Annotated in this window: 14 protein-coding genes; 3 read left to right on the forward strand and 11 right to left on the reverse strand. The window is 63.2% G+C overall.

Annotation, left to right across the window (positions count from 1 at the left end; translation table 11 throughout):
- Positions 1-63: 63 nt before the first annotated feature.
- A complete protein-coding gene (locus R5C80_RS02975; RefSeq protein ID WP_094011712.1) occupies positions 64-873 on the reverse strand; it encodes a helix-turn-helix domain-containing protein in 810 nt (269 codons plus the stop codon).
- A gap of 244 nt (positions 874-1,117) precedes the next feature.
- Between R5C80_RS02975 and R5C80_RS02980 the strand changes: the two genes are divergently transcribed.
- Entirely contained in the window at positions 1,118-2,026 is a 909-nt protein-coding gene (locus R5C80_RS02980; protein ID WP_038706757.1) for a hypothetical protein, read from the forward strand.
- 151 nt (positions 2,027-2,177) lie between these two features.
- Here R5C80_RS02980 and R5C80_RS02985 read toward each other — a convergent pair whose 3' ends face one another.
- From R5C80_RS02985 to R5C80_RS03025, 9 genes are all read right to left on the reverse strand, one after another.
- On the reverse strand, positions 2,178-3,146 hold the full coding sequence (locus tag R5C80_RS02985) for a peptide ABC transporter ATP-binding protein (protein WP_023632048.1): 969 nt from the start codon (positions 3,144-3,146) through the stop codon (positions 2,178-2,180).
- On the reverse strand, positions 3,146-4,114 hold the full coding sequence (locus R5C80_RS02990) for an ABC transporter ATP-binding protein (protein ID WP_023632049.1): 969 nt from the start codon (positions 4,112-4,114) through the stop codon (positions 3,146-3,148). The genes R5C80_RS02985 and R5C80_RS02990 overlap by 1 nt, the downstream gene beginning before the upstream one ends.
- 10 nt (positions 4,115-4,124) lie before the next feature.
- Positions 4,125-5,051: an ABC transporter permease subunit gene (locus R5C80_RS02995; RefSeq protein WP_263160173.1), complete on the reverse strand. Its 927-nt coding sequence runs from the start codon at positions 5,049-5,051 to the stop codon at positions 4,125-4,127.
- 10 nt (positions 5,052-5,061) lie between these two features.
- Positions 5,062-6,072, reverse strand: a complete 1,011-nt coding sequence (locus tag R5C80_RS03000) for an ABC transporter permease subunit (RefSeq protein WP_023630501.1) — start codon at positions 6,070-6,072, stop codon at positions 5,062-5,064.
- Positions 6,073-6,148: 76 nt separating this feature from the next.
- Positions 6,149-7,744 carry an ABC transporter substrate-binding protein gene (locus R5C80_RS03005; protein ID WP_313047896.1) on the reverse strand — a complete coding sequence of 532 codons (1,596 nt, stop codon included), beginning with the start codon at positions 7,742-7,744 and terminating at the stop codon, positions 6,149-6,151.
- Positions 7,745-7,816: 72 nt separating this feature from the next.
- Entirely contained in the window at positions 7,817-9,196 is a 1,380-nt protein-coding gene (locus tag R5C80_RS03010; protein ID WP_371041586.1) for an OprD family porin, read from the reverse strand.
- Positions 9,197-9,353: 157 nt separating this feature from the next.
- Complete coding sequence (locus R5C80_RS03015) at positions 9,354-10,946, reverse strand: ABC transporter substrate-binding protein (RefSeq protein ID WP_023630504.1); 1,593 nt, start codon at positions 10,944-10,946, stop codon at positions 9,354-9,356.
- 212 nt (positions 10,947-11,158) lie between these two features.
- Positions 11,159-12,784 (reverse strand): ABC transporter substrate-binding protein, encoded by a 1,626-nt coding sequence (locus tag R5C80_RS03020; RefSeq protein ID WP_023630505.1) that lies wholly within the window; start codon positions 12,782-12,784, stop codon positions 11,159-11,161.
- A 312-nt stretch (positions 12,785-13,096) separates the two neighbouring features.
- Positions 13,097-13,819, reverse strand: a complete 723-nt coding sequence (locus R5C80_RS03025) for an SIMPL domain-containing protein (protein ID WP_102684911.1) — start codon at positions 13,817-13,819, stop codon at positions 13,097-13,099.
- 201 nt (positions 13,820-14,020) lie between these two features.
- Between R5C80_RS03025 and R5C80_RS03030 the strand changes: the two genes are divergently transcribed.
- Together R5C80_RS03030 and R5C80_RS03035 are read left to right on the forward strand one after the other, a co-directional pair.
- On the forward strand, positions 14,021-15,277 hold the full coding sequence (locus R5C80_RS03030) for an ATP-binding protein (RefSeq protein WP_038706754.1): 1,257 nt from the start codon (positions 14,021-14,023) through the stop codon (positions 15,275-15,277).
- The gene (locus R5C80_RS03035; RefSeq protein WP_094011708.1) at positions 15,277-15,837 is read left to right on the forward strand and encodes a response regulator transcription factor; all 561 of its coding nucleotides are present in this window, start codon (positions 15,277-15,279) and stop codon (positions 15,835-15,837) included. The genes R5C80_RS03030 and R5C80_RS03035 overlap by 1 nt, the downstream gene beginning before the upstream one ends.
- A gap of 92 nt (positions 15,838-15,929) precedes the next feature.
- Here the strand turns inward: R5C80_RS03035 and R5C80_RS03040 are convergent, their stop codons facing one another.
- Positions 15,930-16,118, reverse strand: a complete 189-nt coding sequence (locus tag R5C80_RS03040) for a hypothetical protein (RefSeq protein ID WP_023632666.1) — start codon at positions 16,116-16,118, stop codon at positions 15,930-15,932.
- Positions 16,119-16,131: the final 13 nt, after the last annotated feature.

Raw genomic sequence — 16,131 nt, forward strand, 5'->3', positions numbered from 1 at the left:
GGTCGGGCTCCACATCCGTTCAAGGTATGTGGACGATCCTAGTGAAGCGTGGTGAGGGCTGTCTTACGTGCGTGCACGCAGGGAAATTTGCTTGAGGTAGGCCTTGGGCGACAGGCCGGTGTGCTCGCGAAAGCACTTGTAGAACGCCGACAGCGAATTGAAACCGGCGTTGAACGCCAGGTCATCGACGGGCGCCGTAGCGCAGCTATTGTCCAACCGGCTCAGCAGGTGCTGCAGGCGGGCCTGGTTGACGTAGCGGTAGAAGCTCTGGCCAAGCACCTGGTTGAGGAGGTAGGAAATCTGGTTGCGGCTGTAGCCGCTTTCGTCGGCGACCTGCTGCAGGTCCAGTTCAGGGTCAAGGTAGGGGCGTTGGGCCTGGAAGTAGTGCTCCAGGTCCTGGGCCATGGTCGACAGCTGGCGTGGCGACAGGCCAAGCCGGCTGGTGGCAGGGCGCGGACCACCGGCGGGCCTGCCCTTGGCATCGCCGCGCACCAGCGTGGCGTATTCGTTGACCTGCCAGATCAGCCCGTCCCTGACCGTGATCGCCTCGCTGGACTGGAACGCCACCAGGCCGTCGCCGCCTTGTACGGTGACCTGGTACTGGATGAACGCGGTGCAGCCATCGACGCGGATGCGGTCGCTGTGGACGATGTCCTCCCCGGCCTCGTGGGGCAGGCTGGCGCGCACGTAGTCGCGCAGCTGGCTGAAACCGAGCACGCGGTTCTGGAAGAAGTCGTGGTACTGGATATCCGGGTGGTACAGGGCCATCACCCCGTCCAGGTCGCGATGCTTCCAGCACAGGTGGTAGCGCATGACGGTGGCGGCGGTGAGCGGGGTCTGCTCAGGGCCGTCGGGGACGGTGGTGATAGACATGCCGTGGATGGTGCCTCGCCGCGTCCCGGTCTGACAAGAACCAGCCCGTGTGCACAGGTCGCAGCCAGGGTTGCAGAAGGCCCTGCCGTTTCCGACCCGATCTGGCATTTTGCATGATGTTCAGATGTTGCCTACAAGCCAACCGCCTGATTTATAAAGAAGTCATGTTTTGACACAAAGTGGCACAGCCCCTGCACTGCCTTACCCGAGAAAGGACCTCCCCCTCAGATAAAGGCGTCGAATCATGATCACACCTGCCGACTACCCCACCAACGACCCCAATCGCTCCGGTGTTTCCTGGGCCGCGATATTCGCTGGCGCAGCAGCGGCGGCGGCCTTGTCCCTGATCCTGGTGGTACTGGGAACAGGGTTGGGCCTGGCCGCTACCTCGCCTTGGGCCGACGAAGGCGCCAGCGCCAAGGCGCTTGGGATTTCCACCATCATCTGGCTACTGATCACACAGATACTGGCCTCGGGCCTAGGTGGTTACATCGCCGGTCGCCTGCGGATGAAATGGGCCAACCTGCACGGTGATGAAGTGTATTTCCGGGACACTGCACATGGCTTCCTGGCGTGGGCGGTTGCCACGCTCGTGGCGGCCATGCTGGTGCTCGGTACTGCTGGCAACTTGCTGGGCGCCGGCGCCACCGCTGTGTCCGGAGCGGCTACAACTGCCGCTGCGGGCGTGGCTGGCAGCGACAGCCAGGGCAAGGACCCGATGGGCTACTTCGTCGATAGCCTGTTCCGTGCTCAAGGCCCGGTGGCGGTCAGTGACGACGCTGCAAATGGTGTGGCAGCGCGTATTCTGACCCGCTCGCTGGCTCAGGGCGGCACGCTTGCGCCGGAGGACCGGACCTACCTGGCCCAGGTGGTGGCCCAGCGCACTCGCCTGACCCAGCCCGAGGCCGAAGCACGCGTTGATCAGGTCTATGCGCAACTGCAGCAAGCCAAGGTCGAAGCCAAGCAAGCTGCGGATGCTGCGACAAAGGCTGCGGCCTGGACCGCGTTGTGGACCTTCGTCGCCCTGCTTTGCGGCGCCTTCTTCGCCAGCCTGGCGGCACTCTTCGGTGGCCGGCAGCGTGATCGGGTTCAGTGGCTCGAAGCCAGTCAAGCAGACTACAACTTGCGCCACGCCTCCGCACCGATTCGATAACCCGCACAGGAACAAGGAGAAACATCATGCGCTCATTATTGCTGTGGATGCTCGGGGTACCTATTCCGGTGATCATCCTGATTGCACTGTTCATGCACTGAGAAATGAAAACGCCGCCCCCGAAGGGCGGCGTTTTCATTGGCGCATAACGCTACAGGAACTGCTCGGCGTAGTGGCAGGCCACCTGCCGCGTGCTCACTTTGCGCAACGCTGGGACTTCCTTGGCGCATCGTTCGGTGGCATACGGGCAACGTTTGTGGAAGGCACAGCCATCCGGCGGGTTCAACGGATTGGGCAGCTCACCGGCAATGCGGATCTTCGGTTTCAGCGGATCTGGATGGATCGCCGGGGTCGCAGACAACAGCGCCTGTGTATATGGGTGCAGCGGCTTGTCGTAGATGTCCTGCTTGGGCCCCATCTCCGCTGGCCGACCGAGGTACATGACCAGCACCTGGTCCGCCACATGGCGCACCACCGCCAGGTTGTGGGAGATGAATACGTAGGCGGTGTTGAACTCCTTTTGCAGGTCCATGAACAGGTTCAACACCTGGGCCTGGATTGACACGTCCAGCGCCGAGGTCGGCTCGTCGGCCACCAGTACCTTGGGTTGCAGCATCATCGCCCGGGCCAGGGCGATGCGCTGGCGTTGACCGCCAGAGAACATGTGCGGATAACGCTGGTAGTGCTCGGGGCGCAGGCCCACCTGCTCCATCATCTTCTGCACTTTCTCGCGGCGTTCCGCCTTGCTCAGCGAGGTATTGATCAGCAGCGGTTCGGCCAGCTGGTCGCCGATCTTCTGCCGTGGGTTGAGCGAGGCATACGGGCTCTGGAACACCATCTGCACGTCACGGCGCAGCTGTTTGCGCTGGTCCTTGCTGGCGCCCTTTACCTCCTGGCCGGCGATCTGCAGCGAACCGGAGGAAGGCTCCTCGATCAGGGTCAGGGCCCGCGCCAAGGTCGACTTGCCGCAACCGGATTCACCGACCACGGCCAGGGTCTTGCCGGCCTCCAGTTCGAACGACACGCCATTGAGCGCCCGCACCAGCGCATGGCCCTTGAACAGGCCGCGGGAGACTTCGTAGTGGCGGGTCAGCTCACGAGCGGAAAGTACGACGGCCATCACGCCACCTCCTGGTTCAGCGGATAGAAGCAACGCACCAGGCTGTGGGCCTGGGGATCGAGGGGCGGGCGCTGCCGGCGGCAGTTTTCCTGCACATAGGGGCAGCGCGGCGACAGCAGGCAGCCTTGTGGGCGGTCATAGCGGCCGGGGACGATACCAGGCAGGGTGGCCAGGCGTTCGGCGCCGATGCTGTGTTCGGGAATGGCCGCCAGCAGCGCTTCGCTGTAAGGGTGGGCGGGTACGTCGAACAGCTCGGGCACCTGGCCTACTTCGACTGCTTGCCCTGCGTACATCACACACACGCGCTTGGCGGTTTCGGCGACCACGGCCAGGTCGTGGGTGATCAGAATGAGCGCCATGTTGCGCTCTTTCTGCAGGTTGACCAGCAGCTCCATGATCTGCGCCTGGATGGTCACATCCAGCGCGGTCGTGGGTTCATCGGCGATCAGCAGTTTCGGCTCGCCGGCGATGGCCATGGCGATGGCCACGCGCTGGCTCATGCCGCCGGACAGTTGGTGCGGGTAGGCGTCGAGGCGGCTTTCGGCAGCCGGGATCTCGACCTTCTTCAGCAGTTCCAGGGCGCGCTGGCGCGCAGCCTTGCCCTTGAGGCCGAGGTGCTGGCGCAGCACTTCCTCGATCTGGTAGCCCACGGTGTAGCTGGGGTTGAGCGCGGTCATCGGGTCCTGGAAGACCATCGCGATGTCCTTGCCCACCACCTTGCGGCGCTGGCGGCCGCTGAGCTTGAGCATATTGGTGCCGGCGAAGTCGAGCACGTCCGCGGTGATGCGCCCGGGGGCTTCGATCAGCCCCATCAGCGCCATCATGGTCACCGACTTGCCCGAGCCAGATTCGCCGACGATGGCGAGGATCTCGCCGGCATCCACGCTCAGGTCGAGGCCGTCCACCACAGGCACGGCATTGGCGTCGCCGAAGCGCACGTTCAGGTTGTTGATCTGCAACAGTGACATGGCGATCTCCTCAGGCGGCGTTCTTGAGTTTCGGGTCCAGCGCATCGCGCAGGCCGTCGCCCATCAGGTTGATTGCCAGCACACTGAGCAAAATGGTCAGGCCGGGCAGGCTAACCACCCACCAGGCGCGTTCGATGTAGTCGCGAGCTGAGGCCAGCATGGTGCCCCACTCGGGGGTTGGCGGCTGCACACCGAGGCCGAGGAAGCCCAGGGCTGCGGCGTCGAGGATCGCCGAGGAGAAGCTCAGGGTAGCCTGCACGATCAGCGGCGCCATGCAGTTGGGCAGCACGGTGACGAACATCAGTCGCGGCAGGCCGGCACCGGCCAGGCGCGCGGCGGTGACGTAGTCACGGTTCAGTTCGCCCATCACCGCGGCGCGGGTCAGGCGCACGTAGGACGGCAGCGAGACGATGGCGATGGCGATCACGGTGTTGATCAGGCCTGGGCCGAGGATGGCGACGATGGCCACGGCCAGCAGCAGCGAGGGCAGGGCCAGCATCACGTCCATCAGACGCATGATCGAGGGGCCGAGGATCTGCGGGAAGAAGCCGGCAAACAGGCCCAGCAGGATACCCGGGATCAGCGACATCACCACCGACGACAGGCCGATCAGCAGCGACAGTCGAGCGCCCTGGATTAGCCGCGAGAGCAGATCGCGGCCCAGCTCATCAGTGCCGAGGATGAATTGCCAGGTACCGCCTTCGAGCCACACTGGCGGCGTGAGCAGGAAGTCGCGGTATTGCTCGCTGGGGTTGTGCGGCGCCACCCAGGGGGCGAACAGGGCGCAGAACACCACCAGGCACATGAACGCCAGGCCGGCCACCGCACCTTTGTTGCGCGAGAAGGCCTGCCAGAATTCTTTGTATGGCGAAGGGTAGAGCAAGCTTTGGTCGACCGCGCTGGGCGGGGTGACGGATTTTGGAATGGGGCTGGTCATGGCGTAGTCCTCAGCGCTGATGACGGATGCGTGGGTTGGCCAGGCCGTAGAGGATGTCCACGACGAAGTTGACCAGGATCACCAGGCAGGCGATCAACAGGATGCCGTTCTGGACCACGGGGTAGTCACGGGCACCGATGGCTTCGATCAGCCATTTACCGATGCCCGGCCAGGAGAAGATGGTTTCGGTGAGCACGGCGCCGGCCAGCAGCGTGCCGACCTGCAGGCCGAACACAGTGAGTACCGGGATCAGCGCGTTGCGCAGGCCGTGGATGAACACCACGCGCGACGGCGACAGGCCCTTGGCGCGGGCGGTACGGATGTAGTCCTCGCGCAGCACTTCGAGCATCGACGAACGGGTCATGCGGGCGATCACCGCCAGCGGGATGGTGCCCAGCACTATGGCCGGCAGGATCAGGTGCATCAGCGCATCCTTGAACGCGCCTTCCTCGTCGCTGAGCAGGGTGTCGATTAACATGAAGCCGGTTTTCGGCTCGATGTCGTAGAGCAGGTCGATGCGCCCGGAGACCGGCGTCCAGCCCAGGCTCACCGAGAAGAACATGATCAGGATCAGGCCCCACCAGAAGATCGGCATCGAGTAGCCGGCCAGGGAGATGCCCATCACCCCGTGGTCGAACAGCGAGCCGCGCTTGAGCGCGGCGATCACCCCGGCCAGCAGGCCGATGACCCCGGCGAACAGCAGGGCGGCCATGGCCAGCTCCAGGGTTGCCGGGAACAGGGTGAGGAATTCGTTCCATACGCTTTCACGGGTGCGCAGGGATTCGCCCAGGTCGCCCTGGGCGAGCTTGCCGACATAGTCCAGGTACTGGGCCGGCAGTGGCTTGTTCAGGCCCAGGCGCTCCATGGCCTGGGCATGCATTTCGGGGTCCACCCGGCGTTCGCCCATCATCACTTCGACGGGGTCGCCGGGGATTAGGCGTATGAGCGCGAAGGTCAGCAGGGTGATACCGAAGAAGGTCGGAATCAGCAGACCCAGGCGTCGGGCAATAAAACTCAACATTGTCAGGGGTACCTCATCAGCCGGAAACGGCGTGCCGCCGGGGCCTCTTGCACAAGGTCCGGCGGCTGTTGTTGTTCTACTTCACCTGGGTGGTGGCGAAGTTGTTGTTGGTCAGTGGGTTGATCACATAGCCTTCGACGTTCTCGCGCATGGCGGTGAACATCTTCGGGTGGGCCATGCTGATCCACGGTTGGTCTTCATCGTACACCGCCAAGGCCTCGTTATAGAGCCTGGCGCGTTCGTCGTTGTCGATCACTTCGCGGGCGCGGGTGATCAGGTCCTGGAATTTCTGGTTGCACCAGCGCGCATAGTTCTCGCCGCTTTTCACCGCGTCACAGCTGAGCATCGGCGTGAGGAAGTTGTCCGGGTCGCCGTTGTCGCCGGCCCAGCCCGCCGACACCAGGTCGGCCTCGCCCTTCTTGGCGCGACGCAGCATCTCGGCCCATTCCATCACGCGGATGTCGAGCTTGATGCCGATCTTGGCCAGATCCGACTGCAGCATTTCGGCGGACAGGCGCGGGTTGGGGTTGGTCGGGCCACCGCCGTTGCGGGTGAACAAGGTGATCACCGTGCCCTCCGGCACGCCGGCTTCCTTGAGCAGGGCGCGGGCCTTGTCGAGGTCATGGGGTGGGTTCTTGTTGTCGGTGTTGTAGCCGATCATGGTCGGTGGATACGGGTTGACCCCAACCAGGGCGTTGCCCTTGCCGAACAGCTGGTCGACGTGGGTCTGGCGGTCGAAGGCCATGTCGATTGCCTTGCGCACGCGCACATCGCTCAGGTATTTGTGCTGGGTGTTCATCGAGATGTAGCCGGTAACCAATGCTTCGATCTCGGCGACCTTGAGTTTCGGGTCGGTCTTGATCCCCGGCACGTCGTCAGGCTTGGGATAGAGGGCAATCTGGCATTCGTTGGCGCGCAGTTTCTGCAGGCGCACGTTGCTGTCGGTGGCGATGGCGAAGATCAGCGCATCGGCAGGTGGCTTGCCACGGAAGTAGTCCGGGTTGGCCTTGTAGCGGACGTTGGCGTCCTTGTTGTAACGCTGGAACACGAACGGGCCGGTGCCGACCGGCTTGCTGTTGAGATCGCCGGTCTTGCCGGCCTTGAGCAACTGGTCGCCGTACTCGGCGGAGTAGATCGAGGTGAAGGCCATGGCCAGGTCGCGCAGGAAGGGCGCTTCCGGGCGGGTCAGGGTGATCACCACGGTGTGATCGTCGGTCTTCTCGACCGACTTGAGCAGGTCCTTGAAGGCCATGCTCTCGAAGTAGGGATAGCCGACGCTGGTCTTGTCGTGCCACGGATGGTCTTTCTTCAACTGACGGTTCAAGCTCCACAGCACGTCATCGGCGTTGAAGTCGCGGGTGGGCTTGAAGTAGTCGGTGGTGTGGAACTTGACGCCTTCGCGCAGGTGGAAGGTGTAGACCAGGCCGTCGGGGCTGACGTCCCAGTTGGTGGCCAGGGCCGGCTGGATCTCGGTGGTGCCGGGCTTGAAGTCGACCAGGCGGTTGAAGATGGCCTCGGCCGTGGCATCGGCGGTGACGGCGGTGGTGTACTGGACGATGTCGAAGCCTTCCGGGCTGGCTTCGGTGCACACCACCAGCGGCTTGGCCGCCAGATTCGATGCGGCGCCCAGGATGACGGCTGCCAGGGCAGCACGTAGCGGTAGCAATTTCATGGAACCTCCCTGCAGTGCTAGTTCCAGCGTAGCCGCCACGGCCCGTGGGGAGGCGGGCCGTGGCGCCAACGGTCAGAGGATGTTGAACGGAATGGTGGTGACGACGCGGAACTCGTCGAGACTGCCGTCGCTCTGCGCCTTGCTGGCACGGTGGGCGGTATAGGTAGCGCGGATGGTGGTGTCCTTCAGCATGCCGCTCTGCACCGCGTAGCTGGTGCCGATGCCCCACTCGTAGTGGTTCTCGCCGTCCTGGCCGCGCACGTCATAGGCGGTGCCCTTGTAGTGGGTACCGTCGATATCCCAGCCGCGGGCGTTGTAGACGTTGAACTTCAGGCCCGGCACGCCATACGGCGCCATGTTCAGCACATAGCTGATCTGCAGGGATTTCTCGTTCGGGCCGTTGAAGTCCGACAGCAGGGAGTTGGCCAGGTAGATGCCGTTGGTCTCGTGCAGGTAGTCGAAGTACTCGTTACCGTTGACCTGCTGCCAGGAGGCGGTGAGGGTGTGGGCCTGGTGGGTCAGGCCGAACGACAGGCTGTAGGTGTCGTTGTCGATCTCGCCCATCTTCTTGCTGCCTTCGTCCACGGTCTTGTAGTAGTTAAGACCGGTGGTCAGGCTCAGCACCGCGCTGTCGCCCAGCACGTGGTTGGCGCCGAAGTAGTACTGGTTCCAGAAGTCCTCGACCTTGGTGGCGTAAAGGCTGGTGGTCAGGCTCTTGAGCGGCTGGTAGTTGATGCCGACGGTGCTGGCGCGGTCGGTTTCCCTGCCGTTGCCGTATTCGCTGCGGAACTTGCTCAGGCTCTGCTCGGTACGCGGCGAAACGCGGTCGAAGGTACCCACGTCGAACGACAGGTTCTCGAACTCGGCGCTGTGCAGGAACGCGCCCTGGAAGCTAGATGGCAAGGCACGGTTACCGATGTAGGCGATCATCGGCGTGTCGACCGACTGACGACCGACGGTCAGCGTGGTGTTGGAGATGCGCGCCTTGACATTGCCCAGGCCCATCTTGCTCCACTGGCCGATCGGGTCGCCGTCGCTGTGGGTCAGGGTGCGGTTGTTCGGGCCGGCCACGGCGGCGCGGCCCTGCTCGAGGGCGATGGCATTGTAGGCCGCGGCCTCGACGGCGAAGCCCACGGTACCTTCGGTGAAGCCCGAGCTGTAGTTGAGGATGGTGCCCTGCACCCAGTTGTCGCGGCTGTGGGTGTCGTGGCGGGTGCCGTCGCCCTTGGTGTATTTCCACAGCGGCGCGCGGGTGGCGCGTTCGCGGGCATACCAGTTGCGGGTGCTGCCGGTCAGACTCTGGCCATCGATGAAGCCTTTGGCCTCGGCCTGTTCACTGCTGGACTTGAGCGCGAACGGCACGAAGTCCTGGCTTGCGGGTTCGGCCTGGGCGAGGGCGCAGAAGGCGCCGACGGACAAGGCCAGTGCGGTGGTGGTGGTACGAATCAACATGAAAGCTCCCTGATATTTTTCTAGTTATCACCCGACCTTGTGGGCCGGGCTTGTCACGGTGACGCGGTACTGCAGTGTCTGCCTGGGGGTTGCCAGGCAAATCCGGGCTGCACGCCGTCGCGGGAGTGGGTCGCACTCCCGGCCGGGCGTTGCAGGGTCAATCGATGCTGACGCCGGAGAAAACGTTGCGTCCGAAGGGGCTGACCTTGAAGTCTTTCACGCTGATGCTCAGCGGCTGGTTGACCGTGGAGTGCGCAACCGGGGTAATCGGCACCTGTTGCTTGAGACGTTGCTGGGCTTGTTCGTAGAGGCTGGTGCGCTGGTCGCGGTCGGTGACCTGCTTGGCTTTTTTCACCAGTGCGTCGTATTGCGAATCGCACCACAAGGAGTAGTTATTGCTGCCGATGGCGTCGCAGCTGAACAGGGTGCCGAGCCAGTTGTCCGGATCACCGTTGTCGCCGGTCCAGCCGATCAGGGCGATGTCATGCTCGCCGTTCTTCATGCGCTTGAGGTATTCACCCCATTCGTAGCTGACGATGCGCACCTTGAAGCCGAGCTTGCTCCAGTCGGACTGGAGCATTTCGGCCATGAGCTTGGCGTTGGGGTTGTAGGGGCGTTGTACCGGCATGGCCCACAGGGTGATCTCGGTACCTTCCTTGACCCCGGCCTGCTTCAGCAGTTGCTTGGCCTTTTCCGGGTCGAACGGGGCGTCCTTGATCGATTTGTCGTAGGACCATTGGGTCGGCGGCATGGCGTTGACGGCGGTCTGGCCGGCATCCTGGTAGACCGCCTGGATGATTGCCTGCTTGTTCACTGCCATGTCCATGGCCTGGCGCACCTCCAGCCGGTCGAAGGGTGGGTGCTGGGTGTTGTAGGCGATGTAGCCAAGGTTGAAACCGGGTTGTGTCATCACCTGCAGCTTGCCGTCTGCCTTGAGCGCGGGCAGGTCGGCCGGGCGCGGGTGCAGGGTGATCTGGCATTCGTTGCGGCGCAGCTTCTGGATGCGCACCGAGGGGTCGACGTTGATCGAGAACACCAGGTTGTCGATCTTCACCCGGTCCGGCGCCCAGTATTCCTTGTTGCCCTTGAAGCGAATCTGCGAATCCTTCTGGTAGCGCTGGAACACGAACGGACCGGTGCCGATCGGCTTCTGGTTGATATCGCTGGCCTTGCCGCTGGCCAGCAGGTGGTCGGCGTACTCGGCGGAGAGGATCGAGGCGAAGGCCATGGCGATGTTCTGCAGGAACGCGGCGTCGACCTGGTTGAGGGTGAAGACCACGGTCAGCGGGTCGGTCTTCTCGACCTTGGCGATGTTCTTGTCCAGCCCCATGCTGATGAAGTACGGGAACTCGGTGGGGTAGGCCTTGCGGAAGGGGTGATCCTTGTCGAGCATGCGGTTGAAGGTGAACAGCACGTCGTCGGCGTTGAAGTCGCGGCTGGGCTTGAAGTCCTTGTTGCCATGGAACTTCACAGCGGGTCGCAGGTGGAAGGTGTACTTCAGGCCGTCCTCGGACACCTGCCAGTCGGTGGCCAGGCCCGGCTGCACGGCAGTGCCGCCGCGCTCGAACTCGACCAGGCGGTTATAGATCGGTTCGGCGGCGTCGTTGTCGGTGGCCGCGGTGTACTGGGCGGTGTCGAAACCTGCCGGGCTGCCTTCGGAGCAGAACACCAGGTTGTTGGCGAGGCTCGCGGGAGCCTGGCTCAGCAAGCCGAGGGCAAGCAGGGTGGAACTCAGTGTGGTAAGGCGCATGGCAGATCCTTTGTCCGTGTTTTCAGGCCGCGACAGGCAAAACGCGGCTGCTGCATCCCGGTCCTGACGATAGGCGCGCCAGAATGCGGGAACCAGGGTTCGCTACTGATTTGAGGGCGGGAGCGTTCTGGCGAATGCGAGGGAATAACCCTGCGTATCGCCCGATCATGTCACCGCCCCGCCGGCAAACGCCGGCGGGGCGGTCACGACCGTTACTTGTCCACGCTGACCCCGTAGAAGGAGTTCAGGCCGAAGGGGCTGATCTTGAAGTCCTTCACTTTCGCGCTCATGGGCTGATACACGGTGGAGTGGGCGATCGGGGTGATCGGCACCTGCTCCTTGAGGATGTGTTGCGCCTGCTTGTACAGCTCGGTGCGTTTGGCCTGGTCGGGGGTGGCCTTGGCTTGCTTGATTAGGTCGTCGTAGGGCTTGTAGCACCACTTGGAGAAGTTGTTGCCATCCATGGCATCGCAGCCATAGAGCGTGCCCAGCCAGTTGTCCGGGTCACCATTGTCGCCGCTCCAGCCAATCAGCATGGCGCCCTGCTCGCCGCCCTTGGAGCGCTTGATGTACTCGCCCCACTCGTAGCTGACGATCTTGGCCTTGATGCCGACCTTCGCCCAGTCGGACTGGAGCATCTCGGCCATCAGCTTGGCGTTGGGGTTGTACGGACGCTGCACCGGCATGGCCCACAGGGTGATCTCGGTGCCTTCCTTGATGCCGGCTTCCTTGAGCAGCTGCTTCGCCTTTTCAGGGTCGTACTTGGCGTCCTTGATCGTGGTGTCGTAGGACCATTGCGTCGGCGGCATGGCGTTGACCGCCAGCTGGCCGGCGCCTTGATAGACTGACTCGATGATCTGCGGCTTGTTCACCGCCATGTCCAGCGCTTCGCGCACCTTGAGCTGCGACAGTGGGTTGGGTTCGTTGCTGCCCTTGACCTTGTCCATCACGTTGTAGGCGATGTAGCCGAGGTTGAAGCCAGCCTGGTCAGGCATCTTCAGCTTCGGATCCTGTTTGAGCGGTGCGATGTCGGCCGGACGCGGGAACAGGGTGACCTGGCATTCGTTCTTCTTGAGTTTCTGCATGCGCACCGAGGCGTCGGTGCTGATTGCGAAGATCAGGTTGTCGATCTTCACGTCCTCGGGCTTCCAGTAGTCCTTGTTGCCCTTGTAACGGATCTGCGCGTCCTTCTGGTACTTGCTGAACACGAACGGGCCGGTGCCGATGGGCTTCTGGTTGATATCGGCAGCCTTGCCCTGCTTGAGCAACTGGTCGGCGTATTCGGCGGACTGGATCGAGGCGAAGCTCATGGCCAGGTTCTGGATGAACGCGGCGTCGACGTCGTTGAGCGTGAACTTCACAGTGTGCTCGTCGACCTTCTCGACCTTGGCGATGTTCTTGTCCATGCCCATGTCGGTGAAGTAAGGGAACTCGGTGGGGTAGGCCTTGCGGAAGGGGTGGTTCTTGTCGAGCATGCGGTTGAAGGTGAAGAGCACGTCGTCGGCGTTGAATGCACGGGTCGGCTTGAAGTACTCGGTGGTATGGAACTTCACGCCGTCACGCAGATGGAAGGTGTACGTCTTGCCGTCGTCGGAGACTTCCCACTTGGTGGCCAGGCCCGGGATCACTGCGGTGCCGCCACGCTCGAATTGAGTCAGGCGGTTGAACATGGTTTCGGCGGAGGCGTCAAAGTCGGTCCCGGTGGTGTACTGGCCAGGGTCGAAACCGGCCGGGCTGCCTTCGGAGCAGAACACCAGGTTGGTCGCGGCGAGGGCGGATGGAGCGCCGGCTAGCAAGCCTGCACTGACCAGGAACGGGATGACTGCGTGTTTGAGCATGGTGGCCTCATTGTTGTCATTTTTCGAATTGAGGCGGCCTCGTGAGCCGACCTGCGGATACTTATGCAGGGGGTATTCCCAATGCAACACTCAGCAGGATGGTTGACGCCAAAAATGTGGTACTGACGTACATGGATGTCGCATCCATATAACTTTGGCGAATGTTGAACGTTTGCGAGGGGGAAAAGGGCGAAAATTTCAGGATATTTCGCACTTTATATGACAAGCAGACGCACCCGTTTGGTGCGTAGGAAAGGTCTGAAACGGCTGTCCGAGACGGTTTTGACCATCTCGGGCATCCAGTCGAGTGGGTCAGGGCACCTGGACTTCGATCAGGCCGTCGGCACTCATGCTAACTTCGCTGGTTCCGGCTTCGATATCCGGTGCCGGCGCGGATTCATCGGCGGCGCCCTTGGCCATCATCGCCATCGGTGCGTTGCGCAGGTAGGGGCGTGGGTAACCGCTGCTGTTGAGGTTCAGGCTGACCACCTTGTAGCCTTTGCCGCCCAGGGCATCGGTGGCCAACTGGGCGCGGGCCTTGAACGCGGCAACGGCATCCTTGAGCAGCTCGTCTTCATTGGACTTGCGTGTGGCCGGGGCAATGGAGAAGTCCATGCCGCCCATCTTCAGGTCTTGCAGCAGGTCACCGGTGAGCTTGGACAGGGCCGGGAAGTCGGCACTTTCCAGGCGCAGTTCGGCGCGCTCGCGCCAGCCGGTGATCTTCTGGCCCTTGGTGTCGTAGATCGGGTAGCTGTTGCGGCTGCCCTGGCTGATCTTCACGTCCTTGACCTGGCGGGCTTGCTGCACGGCCTTGTTCATGGTCTCGGTGATCTCTTTGGCCAGCTTGCCCGGGTCGGTGTTCTGCGCTTCGCTGTACAGCGTCACGACCATCAGGTCGCGTGCCACTTCCTTGCTGACTTCGGCACGCAGCGACACCTGGTTGTAGCGTGGCTCGTCGGCCGCCAGGGCCGGCAGGCTGGCGAGCATGCCGCAGGAAAGGGCAACGGCGGCGGCGCCGCGACGGGTAATGTGCATGTGGAGCTCCTTGGCAGGGTAAGGCGTGGATGAGCAGATCCGTTCCACGCATGGCCGATCAGACCGGTGACAGTGTAGAGGGTTCAAAAGTGCCATCATGAATCTATGACAAAGTGTGGCGCTTTGCCGCATCGCTGCAGTGGAGCGCCCGGCTTCGGTATACTCCAGCCGATTTTCCTGGAGCACTCATTGGGAGAGCTCATGCTCGCCGTCGCACATCCGTTGTCTGCCACACGCCAGAACCTGTGGCGCCTGACCTTCATCCGCATCCTCGTCCTGGCGGCCCAGGCGGGCTCGGTAGGCGTGGCCTACTGGACCGAGCTGCTGCCGCTGCCGTGGTTCTCGCTGGCAGTCACGCTGGCCCTGTCGTCGCTGCTGTGCGCGTTCACCGCCCTGCGCCTGCGCCTGTCGCTGCCGGTCACCGAGCTCGAGTACGCCCTGCAGCTGGCCTGCGACCTGCTGATCCACAGTGCCCTGCTTTATTACTCGGGCGGCTCGACCAACCCCTTCGTCTCCTATTACCTGGTGCCATTGGCCATCGCCGCGGTGACCTTGCCGTGGCTCTACTCGCTGGTGCTTTCAGGTATCGCCCTGGTGGCCTACAGCCTGTTGCTGGTGCAGTACTACCCGCTGGAAACGCTGCCGCTGGCGCGTGACACCATGCAGGTCTACGGCATGTGGCTGAGCATCGCCCTGGCCGCAGGGGTGATCACCTTCTTCGCCGCGCGCATGGCCGAGGAGTTGCGCCGTCAGGAGAACCTGCGTGCCGAGCGCCGCGAGGAAAGCCTGCGCGACGAGCAGTTGCTGGCCGTGGCCACCCAGGCCGCTGGCGCCGCCCACGAACTGGGCACGCCGCTGGCGACCATGAGCGTGCTGCTCAACGAAATGCGCCAGGACCACGCCGACCCGCTGTTGCAGGAAGACCTGCAGATCCTTCAGGACCAGGTCAAGCTGTGCAAGGAGACCCTGCAGCAGCTGGTGCGCGCCGCCGAGGCCAACCGGCGCCTGGCGATCGTCGAGCAGGATGTCACCGCCTGGCTCGACGAGGCGCTCAACCGCTGGCACCTGATGCGCCCGGAAGCCAGCTACCGCTTCCAGCGCCTGCGCGATGGCGTGGTGCCGCGGCTGACGCCGCCACCAGACCTGACCCAGGCCCTGCTGAACCTGTTGAACAATGCCGCCGATGCCTGCCCGGACGACCTGGAGGTGCGCCTGGACTGGGACGCCCAGGATATCGTCATCAGCATCCGCGACCATGGCCCCGGCGTACCGCCGGCCATCGCCGAGGCTATCGGCAAACCTTTCATTACCACCAAGGGCAAAGGCTTCGGCCTTGGCCTGTTCTTGAGCAAGGCCAGCGTGACGCGTGCGGGCGGTTCGGTGAAACTCTATAGTCATGAGCAGGGTGGCACCCTGACCGAATTGCGCCTGCCCCATGGCAAGCGAGGAGATGCATGATGAGCGAAGAAAACCAGGTCGAAGGCGAAGAGCTGCCGCACCTGCTGCTGGTGGATGACGACGCCACCTTCACCCGGGTGATGGCCCGGGCGATGTCGCGTCGTGGCTTCCGTGTGAGCACTGCGGGTTCCGCTGAGGAAGGCTTGAAGCTTGCCGAGCAGGACCTGCCCGACTACGCCACGCTGGACCTGAAGATGGAGGGCGACTCGGGGCTGGTCTTGCTACCCAAGCTGCTGGAGCTGGATCCGGAGATGCGCGTGGTGATCCTGACCGGTTACTCGAGCATCGCCACGGCGGTCGAGGCGGTCAAGCGCGGGGCCTGCAACTATTTGTGCAAACCGGCCGACGCCGATGACGTGCTGGCGGCACTGTTATCGGAGCATACCGACCTGGACACGTTGGTGCCAGAGAACCCGATGTCGGTGGATCGCTTGCAGTGGGAGCATATCCAGCGCGTGCTAGCCGAGCACGAGGGCAATATCTCTGCCACGGCGCGGGCGCTGGGCATGCATCGGCGTACCTTGCAGCGCAAGCTGCAAAAGCGTCCAGTCCGACGCTGAAGTCCACTGGGGGCGCTGCGCGCCCCATCGTCGCGGTTCGTCGCCACGACAAGCCGCGACGAAAGGGCCACGTAGTGGCCCCCTGCGTTTTGTCAGGCTTTCCCTCCCGAGCGGTCAACCCGCACCGCAAGCTGTCCTGCTCCCGATGGCGCCTCGAACGCCATCTGTCCCCCTGCCGGCACTTTCGCCCGGCCAATCACCTTGCCATCACGCAGCAATTCCAGCGGCATGCCTTCCATCGACTGGCCCGAAGCCAATTCCAGTTTGACCTTGATATTCATCGGTGACCTCCTT

It is taken from the genome of Pseudomonas sp. On1 (assembly GCF_033783325.1).